The organism is Chloroflexota bacterium (assembly GCA_020850535.1).
Classification (GTDB): Bacteria; Chloroflexota; UBA6077; order UBA6077; family JACCZL01; genus JADZEM01.
This window is the reverse complement of the sequence record JADZEM010000011.1, coordinates 1-16448: the sequence shown is the minus strand read 5'-3', so window position 1 is coordinate 16448 and position 16448 is coordinate 1. Positions and strand designations below refer to the sequence as shown.

The 16448-nt window shown below is 69.4% G+C and carries 15 protein-coding genes and 1 pseudogene; 13 read left to right on the top strand and 3 right to left on the bottom strand.

Annotated elements, in window-relative coordinates:
- Positions 1-5 precede the first annotated feature (5 nt).
- From IT306_01470 to ureG, 9 genes and pseudogenes are all read left to right on the top strand, one after another.
- The gene (locus IT306_01470; GenBank protein MCC7367057.1) at positions 6-743 is read left to right on the top strand and encodes a PIG-L family deacetylase; all 738 of its coding nucleotides are present in this window, start codon (positions 6-8) and stop codon (positions 741-743) included.
- A gap of 124 nt (positions 744-867) precedes the next feature.
- Positions 868-1461, top strand: a complete 594-nt coding sequence (locus tag IT306_01465; protein ID MCC7367056.1) for a hypothetical protein — start codon at positions 868-870, stop codon at positions 1459-1461.
- A gap of 83 nt (positions 1462-1544) precedes the next feature.
- Positions 1545-1793 carry a hypothetical protein gene (locus IT306_01460; protein MCC7367055.1) on the top strand — a complete coding sequence of 83 codons (249 nt, stop codon included), beginning with the start codon at positions 1545-1547 and terminating at the stop codon, positions 1791-1793.
- A 186-nt stretch (positions 1794-1979) separates the two neighbouring features.
- Positions 1980-2576, top strand: a complete 597-nt coding sequence (locus IT306_01455; GenBank protein MCC7367054.1) for a hypothetical protein — start codon at positions 1980-1982, stop codon at positions 2574-2576.
- Between the two features lie 155 nt (positions 2577-2731).
- A pseudogene (locus tag IT306_01450) lies at positions 2732-3496 on the top strand (urease subunit beta).
- The gene (gene ureC, locus IT306_01445; GenBank protein ID MCC7367053.1) at positions 3480-5192 is read left to right on the top strand and encodes an urease subunit alpha; all 1713 of its coding nucleotides are present in this window, start codon (positions 3480-3482) and stop codon (positions 5190-5192) included. Before IT306_01450 ends, ureC begins: the two are co-directional and overlap by 17 nt.
- A gap of 460 nt (positions 5193-5652) precedes the next feature.
- Entirely contained in the window at positions 5653-6000 is a 348-nt protein-coding gene (locus IT306_01440; protein ID MCC7367052.1) for a hypothetical protein, read from the top strand.
- Between the two features lie 2 nt (positions 6001-6002).
- Positions 6003-6734 (top strand): urease accessory protein, encoded by a 732-nt coding sequence (locus IT306_01435; protein MCC7367051.1) that lies wholly within the window; start codon positions 6003-6005, stop codon positions 6732-6734.
- Positions 6665-7354 (top strand): urease accessory protein UreG, encoded by a 690-nt coding sequence (gene ureG, locus IT306_01430; protein ID MCC7367050.1) that lies wholly within the window; start codon positions 6665-6667, stop codon positions 7352-7354. The genes IT306_01435 and ureG overlap by 70 nt, the downstream gene beginning before the upstream one ends.
- Positions 7355-7367: 13 nt before the next feature.
- Here ureG and IT306_01425 read toward each other — a convergent pair whose 3' ends face one another.
- Positions 7368-9422, bottom strand: a complete 2055-nt coding sequence (locus IT306_01425) for a glycosyltransferase family 39 protein (GenBank protein ID MCC7367049.1) — start codon at positions 9420-9422, stop codon at positions 7368-7370.
- Between the two features lie 235 nt (positions 9423-9657).
- A complete protein-coding gene (locus IT306_01420) occupies positions 9658-10530 on the bottom strand; it encodes a hypothetical protein (protein MCC7367048.1) in 873 nt (290 codons plus the stop codon).
- 319 nt (positions 10531-10849) lie between these two features.
- Between IT306_01420 and IT306_01415 the strand changes: the two genes are divergently transcribed.
- The gene (locus IT306_01415) at positions 10850-11746 is read left to right on the top strand and encodes a neutral zinc metallopeptidase (GenBank protein ID MCC7367047.1); all 897 of its coding nucleotides are present in this window, start codon (positions 10850-10852) and stop codon (positions 11744-11746) included.
- A gap of 23 nt (positions 11747-11769) precedes the next feature.
- Here IT306_01415 and IT306_01410 read toward each other — a convergent pair whose 3' ends face one another.
- Positions 11770-14757, bottom strand: coding sequence for an ATP-binding cassette domain-containing protein (locus IT306_01410; protein ID MCC7367046.1), 2988 nt, complete (start codon positions 14755-14757; stop codon positions 11770-11772).
- Between the two features lie 217 nt (positions 14758-14974).
- Here IT306_01410 and IT306_01405 point away from each other — a divergent pair, with 217 nt between their 5' ends.
- The 3 genes from IT306_01405 to IT306_01395 form a co-directional block, all read left to right on the top strand.
- A complete protein-coding gene (locus IT306_01405; protein MCC7367045.1) occupies positions 14975-15592 on the top strand; it encodes a GNAT family N-acetyltransferase in 618 nt (205 codons plus the stop codon).
- Between the two features lie 170 nt (positions 15593-15762).
- Positions 15763-16071, top strand: coding sequence for a hypothetical protein (locus tag IT306_01400; protein ID MCC7367044.1), 309 nt, complete (start codon positions 15763-15765; stop codon positions 16069-16071).
- Positions 16072-16285: 214 nt separating this feature from the next.
- Positions 16286-16448: LLM class flavin-dependent oxidoreductase (locus tag IT306_01395; protein MCC7367043.1), on the top strand; the 163-nt coding region annotated here is incomplete at its 3' end.

The window sequence follows — 16448 nt, the reverse complement described above, 5'->3', positions numbered from 1 at the left end:
TTCGGATGTCCGACGAGCACAAGTACGAGGCCCGCAGTGTCCTGGTCGTCGTGGCGCACCCAGACGACGCCGAGTTCATGGCCGCGGGCACGATTGCCAAGTTCGCCCGTGAGGGCAAAGAAGTCAACTACGTCCTCTGCACGGCCGGCGACAAGGGCACGTCCGACCGCGAGATGTCCCCGGCCAAACTGGCCGAGATCCGCAAGGTCGAGCAGCGCGAGGCCTGCACCCGGCTCGGCGCGAAGGGGCTGACGTTCCTCGGCTACGAGGACGGCATCCTGACGAACACGCTGGCGCTGCGCCGCGACCTCGTCCGCGAGATTCGCCGCTACAGGCCCGACGTCCTGATCTGCCAGGATCCGACGACCCGCTGGTCGGCGCAGGGCTACCTGAACCACGCCGATCACCGCGCGGCCGGCGATGCCGCCCTGGACGCCGTCTACCCGTCCGCCCGCGATCCGCACGTCTTCCCCGAGCTGCTGGATGAAGGGTTCGAGCCGCACAAGGTCGTCGAGGTGTACGTCGGCGGCACGAACACGCCTGATGTCTTCATCGACATCGAGGAGACCGTCGACCTCAAGATCCATGCGCTGCTGGCGCACGTCAGCCAGGTGGGCGACGGCACGCGGCCAGATCGGCCGGACTGGAACCTCTCGAACATGGTTCGGGAACGGGCCGGGCAGGTTGGCCAGACGCAAGGACTCCGTTTCGCCGAGTCCTTCAAGTACTTTCGTCTCCGGTAGCGCCAGACGCGTCGGTGCGCCGTCCTCGTGACGGCGCACCCGGGCGTTCTCCCAGACAGCCGCCCCGTGCCTTCTGTTCGCTGGACTCGGGTGTCCAGGCACGCGCGGCCGGCGGGAGGACGCTATGCGAGCACGATCCTGGAGCAGCCCCCGGGTGTTGCGGCTGCTGGCCGGACTGGCGCTGCTGCTGACGCTGATGACGACGGGCTGGATCGCCGTGCCGCGCGCCCAGGCGGCCGGGCCGGTCGATCCACGTGAGGTTGCACTGACCCTGGCTGACTTGCAGGCCGGCTTCGCCGTGGACCCGGCCGTCACCGGCCTGAGCATCCTTCCCGACAGCGTCGGCGTGAGCCTGCGGGTCGATATGCGGCGACAGGCCACGCCCCAGAACCTGCTCGACGGCCCGATCATCGTGCAGCAGATCATCGTACGGATCGATGGGCCGGTGGCTGCCGAGGCCGTGCTCGCCTCGATCCGCGACGAGCTGATCCGCGATGCCGGCATGTCGCCCACGCCTGAGGGTCCGAACGACGGCGGCACCGTCAGCCTGAAGCGCACCGAGGGCGACGTGATCCTCTACTCGGTCGGCTTCGTGAAGGGAAACATGGTGGTGTTCACCACGACGGGCGGCCTCGCGCCGGTGACGACGTTCGCTCGACTGGTGGATCTGGCCGGCATCACGTCGGCGCGGCTCGACGCGGCAGCGGCCCGCCCGTAGGCCGTCCCCGACATTACGGCATCGCGGCGGCCGGCGCGGTACTATCTCAAGCTGACAGGATCAGTACCGCTCCGGGGTGCGACATGATCAGATCGCTGCCGTACTTGCTGCACGGGCGGGCCGGTCTCGTCATCAACTGGCTGCAAAGCGAGCGCGCCGGCCTCTACGAGCGCCGCGCTCGCACGCGCATCGTGTTCGACGCGAGGGCGTGCCGGTACGTCGAGCTGCCGATGGCCGAGTTCGAGCAGCTTCAGAGCGATGGCCGCATCGAAGAGGCCGACTCACGAACACCGCACCTCTGGCGCAAGCAGAAGGTGTATCGGCTCGTGTAGCCAGGTCTGCGGCTTTTCCATGACGCCCCATCTCGAAGGAACCGTTCCGGCCGTTCGAACGTCTGCGAGAATGTGGCGATTCAGCCGCAAAGAGAGCAGGGCGAGCTTGTGGCCGGAGCCCGTCACACGGTGTGTGTGACGCCGACTGAGCCATCCAGCCCTACCTCGGACTGGGAGACGAACGTGATGAAGATGAACCCGTGGCGGGTCTGCACTGCCGTCGCGCCGATCGTGCGCCTCATGCTGGCCGTCGTGGTGGTCACCTCGACGTTCCTGGCCCTGACAGGCGGGCAGTCGCTGGCCGCGCCGCTGGCTGTCGAGCCGAAGGACATCGCGCTCTCGCCGGCCGATCTGCCGTCCGGCTTCTCCGTCGATCCGTCGCTGACCGAGCACGGGCGCGTCGAGAACGTCGGCCCGATCTATCAGGTCGGCATGATGCGCGAGATCAACGACATGAACCTGATGTCCGGGCCGGTCTTCATCATTCAGCAGGTCGTCCGGCTGGACGAGAGCATCGGCGCTGGCGATGCGCTCCAGATGCAGCGGCGGTACTGGGTCGAGCAGAACGGCTACCGGATGAGCAAGTCCGGCCCGAACGACGGCGGGACGTTCAGCCTCGTGAAGACCGAGGACAGCGTGACGATCTACCTCGTCGGCTTCATCAAGGAGAACATGATCATCGTGACTGGCGCGGGCGGCCTTGAGGGCGTCGTCTCCTTCGGCATCCCCTACGAGCTGGCGGCGATCACGTCGGCGCGGCTCGACCGCGCGCTCGGTCGGTGATCTCACGCCGAGCGTGACCGCGCTCGGCCTCGCCCCTGAACGGCTGTACCCTCTGCACAAGCCTGGCCCGCCAACTTCGGCGGGCCTGTCTGTTTCCTACGCCAACCCCTGCCGGCTACCATCACGCTACCTGGGAGGAGCGGGGGTGGCAGCAGATGATGCTCAGTCCGCGCGAGGTTGAGAAGCTCTACGTCTACATCGTGGCTGACCTCGCCCGTAAGCGCCGAGATCGCGGGGTCAAGCTGAACTACAGCGAGGCCATCGCCCTGATCACCGAGGCGATCCTGGAAGGCGCGCGCGACGGCAAGAGCGTCGCCGACCTGATGGAGCTGGGGCGCACCATCGTCAGCCGCGACGACGTGATGCCGGGCGTGCCTGAGATGGTGCCGGCTGTGCAGGTCGAAGCAACGTTCATGGACGGCACCAAGCTGGTCACCTGCCACGACCCGATTGTCTAGCAGGGCATCGCGCTTCATCTCAGCGAAGGATCCACGATGGCCGAACCCGCCCGCTACATCGTGCCTGACGGCGAGATCGAGCTGAACGCCGGCCGCCCGACGGCGACGGTCCGCGTCAAGAACACCGGCGACCGCCCGGTGCAGGTTGGCTCGCACTACCACTTCTTCGAGGTGAACCGCGAGCTGGACTTCGACCGGCGCGCGGCCTACGGTATGCGCCTCGATATCCCCGCTGGCACGGCTGTCCGCTTCGAGCCCGGCGACGAGCGCGAAGTGACCCTGGTGGCCCTGGGCGGTGCGCGCCGGGCCATCGGGTTCTCGGCGCTGGTGGACGGCGACCTGGACGACATCGAGACGGCCATCGCGCGGGCGCAAGTGCTCCGCTTCCGGGGGGCCGGCGGGCCGGCCGATGCCCCGTTCGAGTCTGCGCCGCTGGAGGGCTCCGATGCGGATCTCGCGTGACCGGTACGCGCGCCTGTACGGCCCCACGGCCGGCGACAGGTTCCGGCTGGCCGACACCGACCTCGTCTGCGAGGTCGAGCGCGACCTGGGCGTGCCCGGCGAGGAGGCCGTCTTCGGCGGCGGCAAGACGATCCGCGACGGCATGGCCCAGAGTCAACGGTCCAGCGCCGAGGGCGCGCTCGATCTCGTCATCACGAACGTCGTCGTGATGGACCCCGTGCTCGGGATCGTCAAGGGCGACCTGGGCGTCAAGAACGGGCGGATCGTGGGGGTGGGCAAGGCCGGCAACCCGGACACCCAGGACGGCGTCACGCCGACGATGGCGATCGGCCCCGGCACGGAAGTCATCGCCGGCGAGCACCTGATCGCGACGCCCGGCGGCATCGACAGCCACATCCACATGATCTGCCCTCAGCAGGTCTACGAGGCCCTCTCGAACGGGATCACCACCATCATCGGGGGTGGGACCGGGCCGGCCGACGGCACTGCCGCCACGACCTGTACCCCGGGTCCCTGGAACATCAGCCGGATGCTCCAGGCCGTCGACAACCTGCCGCTGAACGTCGGCATCCTCGGGAAGGGGAACGCCAGCCGGACCGCGCCGCTGATCGAGCAGATCGTGGCGGGCGCCTGCGGCCTGAAGGATCACGAGGACTGGGGCACGACGCCCTCGGCCATCGATACGTCGCTGCGGGTGGCCGACGACTACGACATCCAGGTGGCGATCCACACCGACACCCTGAACGAGTCCGGCTTCGTCGAGGACACCATCGCGGCCATCGGTGGCCGGACCATCCACACCTACCACACCGAGGGGGCAGGCGGCGGCCACGCGCCTGACATCATCAAGATCGCCGGTGAGCTGAACGCCCTGCCCTCGTCCACGAATCCGACGCGCCCGTACACCGTCAACACGCTGGACGAGCACCTGGACATGCTGATGGTCTGCCATCACCTCAACCCGGCCGTGCCGGAGGACGTGGCGTTCGCGGAGAGCCGCATCCGTGCGGAGACCATCGCGGCCGAGGACGTGCTGCACGACCTTGGCGTGATCTCGATGTACTCCTCAGACTCCCAGGCGATGGGGCGCATCGGCGAGAGCTATGCCAAGCTGTACCAGACCGCCGACAAGATGAAGCGAATGGGCGAGCCGCCGCCCGGCTCGGTCTCCACCAACGACAACCTCCGCATCCTGCGCTACCTCGCCAAGCTGACCATCAACCCGGCCATCACGCACGGCATCGCGCACGAGGTCGGATCGCTGGAGGCCGGTAAGCTGGCGGACATCGTGCTGTGGCCCATCGCGTTTTTCGGGGCCAAGCCGAAAATGATCGTCAAGGGCGGGCTGATCGCCTGGAGCGTCATGGGCGATCCGAACGCCTCAATCCCGACGACGGAGCCGGTCCTGTACCGGCCGATGTGGGGCGCGTTCGGGTCGGCGCCGGCGGCCACGTCTGTGACGTTCACGTCGCAGGCGGCCCTCGACGATGGCGTAGGCGAGCGGCTGCGCCTCAACAAGCGGCTGGTGGCCGTGAAGGGGTGCCGGACAGTCACCAAGAAGCAGATGCTGCTGAACGATCTGACCCCGAAGATCGAGGTGGACCCCGAGACGTACGTCGTGCGGGTGGACGGCAAGATCGCGACGGTCGGCCCGGCCGAGCGGCTGTCGCACACGCAGTTGTTCTACTTGATGTAGTGATGGCACGACCTGTGGTGATGGCACGACCTGTGGTGATGGCACGACCCGCGGTAATGGCGCGACCCGTGGTGATGGCACGACCCGTGGTGATGGCACGACCCGCGGTGATGGCACGACCCGCGGTGATGGCGCGTTCGGCACGAGGTGTCTGCCGTCAAGACACCATTGTCATCCTGAGCTTGCGAAGGATCTCACCCGCTGACGCGACAGGTTGTGAGATCCTTCGGCTGCGCTCGCAGGCTCGCTCCGCTCAGGATGACATGGGGAATGCACGGTTGCGCTCCCTGTCAGAGCATCCTGCTGGCAGGATCGGACCAACCGCTCAGGATGACATGGGGAATGCACGGTTGCGCTCCCTGCCAGAGCTTCCTGCTGGCAGGATCGGACCAACCGCTCAGGATGCCGTGGGGAATGCACGGTTGCACGGCAGGACAGTTCGGGCGAGGACGCAGCTGCCATGAAAGTCCGGCATCTGACCGCTGCCGACAACGTCCGTGAGGACGGCTCGCTGATCGATCCGCTGGCCGTGCGCCACGGGATGATCGTGGCTGGCCGGGTGTCAGCGCTGGCCGGGCCGGTCGATCCGCTGACCCACCTGAATGCGGACTTCGATGAGCATGGCCTGGAGCAGTGTGCCCTTGTGGAGCGGCTGGAGCTGGGCGCGCGGGCCATCTTCGGCGAGGACGGCCTGCGAATGGCCTGGGCCGCTGACGCGGACTACCAACCGCTCGGACGGGTGGACGTGCAGGCCCGGCTGAGGGAGTGGCGGGCAGCCCGCGCCGGCGCGGCGACCTTGGACGCATGACGATGCAGGCTGATGGGGCGTCGCAAGCTGCCGGCGTGCTTCGGGCTGATGGGGCGTTGCTGGCCGCGCTCCAGCTTGGCGACTCCCTCTTCCCGAGCGGGGGGTTCACCCTCTCGCACGGGCTGGAGACGCTGGCTGAGCGCCGGCTTGTGACCGATGCTGCGTCGCTCCAGACCTGGATCGCGAACACCGTCCGCTGGCAGATCGGGACCACCGACGCGGTCGCCACGGCGGCCGCCTGGGCCGCCGCCGACGATCTCGATCTCGATCTCGACCTGGTGGCGCAGATCGACCGTCGGCTGCTGGCGACCAAGCTCGCACGGGAGTCGCGACAGGCCTCGGAGCGGACGGGACGGCAGACGCTCTCGACGCTGGCCGGCCTGGCCGGCGGCCGGCTGGCCGACTTGCGGCGGCTCGTGCTCAACCGCACGACGCCCGGCCTCTACCCCGTGGTGCTGGGCGTGGCCGGCCGTCAGCTCGGGATGGAGCAGCGCGCCACGGTCCTCCTGTTGCTGCACTTGCACGTGGCTGGCTGTCTCGGAGCAGCCCTTCGCCTGATCGACGTGGACGATGTCGAGGCCCAGCAGATTCGCTTTCGGCTGGCCCCGCTCCTCGCGGCCGTCGCCGACGAGGCGCTGACCATCCCCTGGAAGGAGATGTACGGATGTGCGGTCCAAACGGAGCTCATGACCATGATGCACGAGACTGCGATCACGCGGCTGTTCGCAAGCTAGGCGCTGGCAGCCCGCTGCGAATCGGGATCGGCGGCCCGGTCGGGTCGGGGAAGACGGCGCTGGTCGAGCAGCTGGTGCCCAGGCTGCTGGGGCGCGGCATCGAGACGGTCGTGATCACCAACGACATCGTCACCACCGAGGACGCCGAGCACGTCCGCAAGACGCTCGACGGCGTCCTGGACGCCGAGCGGATCGTGGGCGTCGAGACCGGCTCCTGTCCGCACACGGCCGTCCGCGAAGACCCGACCATGAACCTCGCGGCGTTGGAAGACCTGGCGGCGCGCTACCCCTCGGCCCAGGTGGCGCTCGTGGAGAGCGGCGGCGACAACCTGACCCTGACCTTCAGTCGGCGGCTGGTGGACTACTCGATCTACGTCATCGACGTGGCCGGCGGCGACAAGATCCCCCGCAAGCGCGGCCCGGGCCTGATCCGCAGCGATCTGCTGGTCATCAACAAGGTCGATCTCGCCCCGTACGTCGGCGCGAGCCTGGAGGTCTTCTCGCGGGACTCGACGATCTACCGCGAGGGCCGGCCGTTCCTGTTCACGAACTGCAAGACGGGCGAGGGCGTGGACGCCGTGCTGGACGCGATGCTGGCGAAACTGGCCGTGCCGGCCTGAGCGGAGCGTCGCGCTACGGCGTCGAGCGGACCCGCAGCACGACCGCCCGCTCGACGACCCCCTCGGCCCGCGGCGGGTGATCCACGTCGTCGTCGGGCAGCGACAGGCCGAGCCGCAGCGGGTACTCTCCGTCCGGCAGGCTGACCGGCACCGTCACGTTGAGCTGCTGGACCAGCAGATCGCCGGTCTGCCACTCGGCGCTCGGCAGGCCGCCGCGCCGCGCGAAGGTCAGCCGCCGGCCCTCGGCGTCCGTCAGTTCGACGTAAGGCACAAGGTCATGGGCATCGGTCGGCTGGCCGTCCTCGACCAGCAGGTACGCTGCCAGCGGGGCCGTCTGGCCCGGCCGCACCTCGGTCGGTACGTCCAGGACCACCAGCCGCACGCCGAAGCCGACCGGCTGGTTGGACCGTCGCCGCAGCGAGATCAGGTCGTCGGGTGGGCGGGCCCGAACCTGGAACAGCCGCGCCGCACTGCTGGTGCCGGGCTGCGGCACGTCCAGCAGCCGCGTGGCCGAGCGCTGCAGCAGGCGTGGAAGCTCCTGGTCGGGGATGGTCAGGACGAGGGCATCACGGGTCGTGGGGGCAACGGTCAGCCCTTCGAGCGGGAAGCGCGGCTCCAGCTCCGGCCCGAGCAGGTAGTTGAGCGCCTTGCGGTTGCGGTCCAGGTGGCGGTTGTCGGCGTCCAGGACGCCGGTCACCACGGTCACGCCCCGGATGCCGGCCGTCTGCGCCGCCGCCTTGGTACGATCCGCGACGGTCTGCCAGTACCGGAGCGGTAGCCCGTGCAGCTCGCCGATGCCAATCTGGCGGGCGGTGAGATCGGCGCGGTTCAGCTCGGATTGCCACTGTGTCGCGGTGATGGCGGCCGGTGGCGCACTGGCGATGCGGTCCAGCGCGACGTAAAACGCGCCGACAGCGGCGGCCTGAAGCACCAGGACAGCGGCGACCGCCCCACCGACGAGCCGTGCGAGGGAGATCGCTCCTGGCAGTGTGTCTGAGCGGAGCGTCATCAGCCAGGATGCGCCGCGCGCCATCAGCAGGAACGGCAGGGGCACGAGGCAGAGCACGTAGTGGATGTAGACTTGTGAGCCTTGCCAGGTCATCAGCGCGAGCGGCGCGACGAGCCAGATCAGCAGCAGGGCGTCGGCGCGCCAGCCGTCTGCGCGGCGCAGGCAGGCACGTGCCGAGACGCCCGCGCCGACGACGAGCAGCGCGACCGCCACCACGGCGACGGTCAGCAGCAGCGGCGAGAGCAGGTCCATCGCCCGGTCGTCAAACCCGAGCTTCAGGTTGAGGTTGTAGCCGGAGACGAGCCAGGAGGTGAGCGTCAACGCCGTCGGATCGGGCAGCAGCGTGATGCCCCGATTTCCCCGCCCGAGCGCCTGAAGCAGATCGTCGCGCAGGGTCCAGAGGTGGAGCGTGTACGGGGCGACGAGCGCCACGGCTGCGACGATGGCCAGGGCCAACCGCGGAGCGAGCCAGCGCCGCGCGAACAGCGCCAGCGTCAACAGGACCGGCGGGCCGAAGAGGACGGCCAGCAAGTGCGTCTGCGTCTGCGCTGCGCCGGCCAGGAAGAATGGGATGATCCAGCGCCGATCCTGCCGCGCCACCACCATCATGGCCGACATGAGCATCACCGTGGTCAGGAGGGGCTGGGTGATGACCCACGGCTGCCGCCCGAAGGTGACCGCCCAGGGGTTCGCCGCGTAGAAGAGGCCGGCCAGCAGCCCGACGCGCGCCCCGAAGAAGCGGCGCGCCAGCAGGTAGCACAGCAGCACGCTCGCCACGTTGGTGGCTGAGATCAGGATCACCCGCGCGATAGCAGGACGGGGGAACGGCTCGGCCAGGGCGTAGTAGTAGAGCAGGCCGGCCGGATCGGGGATGAACCAGGAGGTGATCTCCGAGTCAACAGGGCGTGCGCCGTACCAGATCGGGCGGGCGCGTTCGGCCTCCAGGGCCTCGTCGTGGCCGAACGGCGTCAGGTCCGGGAAGGGCAGCCGCAGCACCGACGCGACAACCAGCACCAGCAGCAGCGAGAGCGTCCGCTCGCGGAGAAGCCAGCGCGGCACGATTCCGGCTCCTGGGGAGACGGCGCGCGGACGCGTGGCGGGCTGGACGACGGACTCCAGGGCGAGACACTCCGAGCGTGAGGCGTGTGGAGGCCGGACGGCGACGCGGCCGGCCTGCATGACGAGCGCATGACGCTCCGGGGCGCAAGTATACGGTCAAGCCAGCGGGCCAATGCCCGCGAGCGACGCGCCGCCCGCGGCGGTTCGGCGGGCGGCGCGTCGCTCGCGCCGGCCGTCAGCTTCCGAGGCCCGCCAGGAAGCGAACGGCGTCTTGCTCCATCGCGGTGGTGATCTCGTGGCCGGCGCCCGGGAAGACGCTCAGGCTGGCGCGCGCCCCGAACTGCTGGAGGATCTCCACGAAGCGGGTCGCCCGCTCGACGCGGTTGGTGCCGAACATCGGATCCCACTGGCGCGGGACATCCTCAGCCTTCGTGTCCGCGCCGCCCACGCCGATGAAGTACGCGACGTTCTTGGTCGCGGCGGCGTCGAACTTCTGCCCGCAGAACGTGTCCACGTCGGCCGTCCCGAACGGGTAGCGGGCCAGCTTGCCCTCGGCGTCGGTTGTGGAGGGCAGGGTGTAGGAGCCGGCCGAGAAGCCGGCCACGCCGAGCGTCAGATCGGGGAACATCAGCGAGTAGCGGATCGATTCCTGGCTGCCGCGCGAGAAGCCGAACATCAGCACGCGCGACTCAAAAGCCAGGCCGGTGCGCGTGGGCAGCGCGTCGATCAGCGACTTGAGGCGCGGCAGCAGCTCGCCGTCTCGGCGAACCAGCTCCGGATCGCGGTAGTCGCGGTAGGGCATCGTCGGCGCCAGGATGGCCCAGTTGTGCTGCGCTGCGAACGGCGCGAGCATGGCGGCCATGTCCGCCCCGTTGCCGCCCATGCCGTGCAGGACGACCAGCAGCCGCACGGGCTGGCCGGTCACGGCGGGTGGCGGCACAAAGGTGTACGTCGGTAGCGGAACGGCGGCGACGTACTGGACGGACGCCGGCTGCGAGATGGCGGCGTCGGCGGCAGCCTCAGCCCGGGTGATGTCGAGCGCGGTGCCTGAGAGCACCAATACCAGGACGACGAGCGAGCCAAGCAAGGAAAGAGCGCGGTGCCGCACGCTGCCTCCGGGGGCCAAGGGGTGCCAGAGCACGGGTCGGTACGCCGAGCGAGATGGCGGCACGTCGAGGCCGCCGACGCGAGTGTACGGGATGGTACCCGAGAAAGTAAAGAGTCTTAAAGATTTAACGAGGCCAGGGGCCTCTTCACATCGAAACGCGGCAGATTGCGGCGCGGGGACGCTCTGATGTCAACCTGGGGCGGCAATACCGTTACGATTGTGTCGGCGGCGTCTCAGATCGCGACGAGGGCGTGGCGCGCGGTTTGCGTAGGGACGTCTCACCTGGCCTTATCGCCTGCTTTTTCAGAGGAGCTGGACCATGCGGTTCAACGAGAACGCTCGACTCGATACCTCTCAGGTTGACGACCAACGCGGCCGGCGGGTGCCCGGCGGCGCTGTTGCCATCGGCGGCGGCGGCCTGGGGCTGGTGATCCTGATCGTCGGGATGCTGTTCGGCGTGGATCCAGCCGTCCTGACCAGTGTGGTGCAGGAGACCTCGCGGACGGCCCCGCAGGCCGGCCCGGTCGATGCGGGCGCGCAAAGCTCGCTGGCCCAGAACTGCCGAACCGGCGCAGACGCGAACAGTCGTGAAGACTGCCGCATCGTCGGCTTCGTCAACAGCATTCAGGACTACTGGACCGACGCGCTGCCACGGCAGGGCGGACGGTACCAGATCGCCCAGACCCGCCTGTTCTCCGGTGCGACGAACACCGGGTGCGGCGGGGCATCCTCGGCTTCAGGGCCGTTCTACTGCCCGGCCGATCAGACGGTCTACGTCGACCTCTCGTTCTTCGAGGAGCTGCGGACGCGATTCGGCGCGCAGGGCGGGCCGTTCGCGCAGGCCTACGTGCTGGCCCACGAGTACGGCCACCACGTCCAGAACCTCGCCGGCATCCTGGACCGGCTGGACCGGCGCGACGCCGGCCCGACCAGCGACGCGGTGCGCTCCGAGCTGATGGCCGACTGCCTGGCCGGCGTCTGGGCCGCCAACGCCGTGCAGACCGGCTTCATCGAGCGGCTGACCGACCAGGACATCGCGGATGGTCTCAACGCCGCCGCTGCCGTTGGTGACGACCGCATCCAGGAGCGGATGCAGGGGCGCATCACCCCCGAGAACTGGACGCACGGATCGTCGGCGCAGCGGCAGCGCTGGTTCACGCAGGGCTACCAGCAGAAGCAGGCGAACGCCTGCGACACGTTCAACGCCCGCCTGTAGTCGTCAGCATCCGGCTGTAGTCGTCAGCGTCCGCCGGGTGTCGCCGGGTCGGCGTCGAGGACGGCCTCGTAGGCGACCCGCGTCAGCTTGAAGACGACGGCGTCGGTGGCGGCGCGCGCCGAGCGTCCGTGCGCCGCCTGCGTTGCAAAGGTCGCCCAGCCGACGAGCTGCCCGGGGCCGACCGACGCGATCTCGTGTTCAGCGCCGTCGTCCTCGACCTGTGAGATGGTGGCGCGGCCCCGCCCGATCAGGAAGAAGGCGTCGGACGCGCTCCCGTGGGTGAACAGCGCTTCGCCGGCCGCCACTTCCATCCGCACCAGCAGCGAGACCAGCCGCGCCAGCCGGTCCGGTGGCAGCTCCGCGAACGGTGCGAGCCGTGCCAGCCAGCGCGCCACCTGGGCCTGACTCGGGCGGACGGCGTCCGCGAGCGCACCGACCTGGTCTGCAACGAGCTGGGCGTACAGGCCGTTCCGTGCCAGCAGATCGTCGTGCGCGCCCTGCTCCACCAGCCGCCCGTCGTCCAGGACGAAGATCAGGTCGGCGTCGGCGACCGTCTCCAGCCGATGCGCGATCTTGACGACAGTGCGCGGCGGGCCGCCCGGCTGCGACCGCGCCGCGAGGCCTGCCTGGACCGCTCGCTGTGTGGTGGCGTCGAGCGCCGACGTCGCCTCGTCCAGGATCAGGACGGACGGATCGCGCAGGAGCGCCCGGGCCAGGGCGATGCGCTGGCGCTGGCCGCCCGACAGGCCGGCTCCACGCTCCCCGACGGTCGTGTCGTACCCGTCTGGGAGCGCCGCGATGAAGCCGTGGGCCTGGGCCTGCTCGGCGGCGCGGCGGATGTCCTCCTCGGAGACGCCTTCCAGGCCGAAGCGGATATTCTCGTAGACGGTGGTGGCCAGCAGGATGGCGTCCTGGGGCACCAGCGCGATCTGCCGCCGGAGCGAGGCGAGACTCGCGCCGTCGATGTCCCGGCCGTCCCACGTGATGCTGCCGCTGTCGCGGGCGTAGAGGCGCGGCAGGAGGTTGACGATGCTGGACTTGCCGGCCCCTGTCGGCCCCACAAAGGCGACCGTCGCGCCGGCCGGAATGCTCAGGCTGATCTCGTGGAGGACGGGCTGGGCGCTCGGCGTGTAGCTGAAGGTCACGTCGGCGAGGGTCAGCCGGTCACGCAGCGCGCCGATCTCGATGGCGTCTGGGGTGTCCGTCTCGACATCCTCGGCCAGCAGCTCGGAGACCCGCTCGACGGCGGCATCGGCGTCGGTGAGGCCCTGGCGGGCGGCGGCGACCTGCCCGACTGGCCCGAAGATCTGGCCCAGCACGACGTAGAACGCGGCGAGGCCGCCCGCTCCGAGATCCTGCCCGCCGCTGGCGATCACCAGGTAGCCGCCGACCAGCAGGACGGCCACCTGGGTCAGATGCATGACCAGCGAGGCCGCCTGTCCGAGCACCGAGCTTTCCTGCGCGTAGGCGATGTTCAGGTGGCGGTGTACTTCGAGCTGCCGGCCGATGCGACCCGCGAAGTAGGCTGCCGCGCCGTAGATCTTGACCAGCACTTGCATGGCCGTGAACTCGCCGACGCGGGCCGAGAGACCGCTGATGCGGCGCGCGCGCTCGCGGGCGGCGGCTCGCAGGTTGCGACGCCGCAGCCGATACAGCAGCCCCAGCACCGGCAACCCCAGCAGCACGATCGCCGCGAGGCGTGGCTCCAGCCCGACCAGCACCACGCCGTTCATCAGGACGGTGAGGGTGCCGGTCACCAGCGGCACCAGGGCGTTGACCATCGCGCCCTCGATGGTGGCCGTGTCGTAGACGACCCGCTGATTGATATCGGCGGCGGTGGTGCGGGCGAAATACGTGGACGGCAACTGGCTGAGCACGCCGAGCAGCTTGCGGCGCAGGTCGAGCACGAACGACTCGCCCACCTCGTTCAGCACGGACATCAGGCGAACGCGGGCCAGGGCGTTGAGCACGTAGAGCAGCCCGAGCACGCCCATCAGCCCGAGTAGGATGCGGGTTTGCTCGCTGCCGTCGCCGATGACGTGGCCCTTGCCGCCGATGAATGGGATCGGGAAGGCGAGCGGCCGGTGCCCGAGCAGATCGTCGATCAAGAAGCGGAACGTGAGCGGCAGCGCCAGCGAGAACGCGATCCCGATCAGGGCGTAGAACAGGATGACGACGCCGCTCCACCAGTACGGCCTCAACAGTGGTACGAGCCGGCGGAGGGTGCCCCGAGCCGATGGCCGGTGGACCCGGCTCCCGACCTCCAGCCGGCGCCGCCAGTCCCGCTCGGCCAGCGGCAGCGCGCGGTGATAGGCCCGGGCAAACGCCGGCTCGGCGCTGAGGTTGTCGCGGCGAGCCGCTTCGACCAGGGCCACGTAGGCATGCGCGCCGCTGCGCTCGATCAGTTCGGTGGCGAACCCGACGGCGACGGACTGTGCCACGGCGGAGACCCGCTGCTCGGACTCGGTGGTCAGCTCGGGGATCGCCGGCAGGAGGCCGTCTGCCAGGAGCTGGCGACAGCGGGCCGGGGCGTCGGCGTGGTAGCGGCCTCGCCCGGTCCTGGCGGCGACATAGCCCAGCAACCCGGCGTCCCAGAAGCGGGAATGCGGCGTCGGCGGGCCGATCTGCTGGTCAAGGAACAGCCGGAGCAGATCGACCTCCGGCGTGAGGCACGGTTGGTCCGGTGCATGGACCAGGGTCAGGACTGGCTGAGACTGCACGCTCGCGGAGCCGGCGGTGCCGGCTGGCCCCTTGCCGTCGAGCGGGGCATCCGGGGCGTCGAGCATGCGGATCGAGAGGTGTGCGCCACGACCCGAGGCCAGGCCCAGCAGCTCGGAGACGGTTGCGTACGCCGCCAGCAGCCGCGCGCTCAGCACCGAAAGGTCGCGCGCCGCGAACGAGTGCGGGCGATACCAGATGTCCAGCGGACCGCTGGTACGTACCAGCCAGCCGGTGGGCGGCCGATCCTCAGGGACGGCCGTGACGGCGTCTGCGCCGGGCGAGTCAGTCACAGGGCGCGCTCCAACGCCACGCAGCAACCATTGCCCCGGGCCGGACCGGCCGGCCGCCGCGGGCAGGTGTCAGCTTGCTCCGTGAATAGTATGCGGCGCACGCACGTCCGGCTGACAGGACAGATGCCCGCGACGAGAGGGGACACACAACCCGGCCGGGTAGACCATCGCACTCGGAATGATGGAGGTAGGGACGCTTCTCTCCCCGGAAAGGCTGGTGGCGACCGTGGCCATCCTGTCGCCGAGGCGCGCCGACGCGCCGATGCAGTCCGGCAGCGATGCCGTGCCATCGGCCGGGCCTGGACCGGCCGCAGCTCGGTCGGCCGCGCCGGCGCTGACGTTGACGCCGATGTCGCCGGCCGACCTGGAGTGCTTCATCCGCGAGGAGATCGCCGATTGCCTGCGCGAGCACATCGAGGATGAGCGCTGGCCGGCCAGCGTGCCCTTGGACCGCGCCGAGGAGGAGTTGTCCACGATCGCGCGCCTGGAACGCGAGGCTGTGCGGTCGCAGGATCACCGGCTGTGGGCGGCCCAGACCCCGGACGGGACGGTGGTCGGCTGGCTCTGGGTGAAGCTGCCGGTGACCGGGGCCTGCGCCGGGCGGGCGTTCCTCTGCCAGATGACGGTGGCGGCCTGCATGCGCCGGCGCGGCTTCGGCCGGGCGATGCTGGCCGCTCTGGAGCAACGGCTGCTGGCTGAGGGCGTGTCCGAGCTCTGGCTCAACGTCTGGGAGGAGAACGCCGCCGCCAAGTCGCTCTACGAGAACACCGGCTTCGAGGTGCTGGAGCGTCACGCGACGATTCGCCAGATGCGCAAGCGACTGTTGACTGGATGACTGGCAACAGTGCTACGATGCGATGATCGACGCATGACGGTGACAGATGTCTCGCCGGCTGGCGGACGCCTGTCACTGTCGGTGCGGTCGCGGGGCGAAGGACACTGGAGCAGAGGGGACAACTGGGAACACCGGGCGCTCCGTCGGGCGCAGAGTAGCGAGGTAGGAGCATGGTGTCCGTACGTCCGGACCTGGCCGGTATCCGGCAAGCGCTTGCCGCACTCCAGGAATTCCCTGCGCGGGTCGATCTCTCGGATGTTGACGGTCACGTGCTGGTCGAGGCGGACCTGCCGACGCCGCCCACCGATAGCCGCGTCGAGCTTGGGGACATCGACGACCCGAGCGTGCTCATGCGGTACTACTTCGGTCAGGGCGGGCGTGATGTGACCCTGGTGCTCGGTCACCAGGCGTACACGGCGCGCCTGGAGACCGAGTGGGAAGGCAGCAATCGCCACTGGTGGCTGACGCTCCGAAAATAGGGGCGTGGCTGGCCCTCGATTCTCGTCCCCGGGTGGGGAAGGTCATTCCAGACGAGAGGCGGCCTCGAATTCCCGGGCGTTCGGTGTCCCACCGCGCGCCCGGGAATTCGAGGCCGCCTCTGCACGTTTCGCCTCTGGGACGGCTGCCGTGGCTTGACGCTTGTGTGCTCTGCTCGCTACGGTGCCCGGAAGACCAGAGAGGGATGACAGCAGCATGGCGAAGCTCACCCTGGGCTACAAGGCGTCGGCAGAGCAGTTTGCGCCGCGCGATCTCCTGAACTTCGGCGTGGCCGCCGAGCAGAACGGCTTCGACAGCGTGGTGGTCTCGGACCACTACCAGCCCTGGAACCACACCGACGGCCACGCGCCGCACTCGT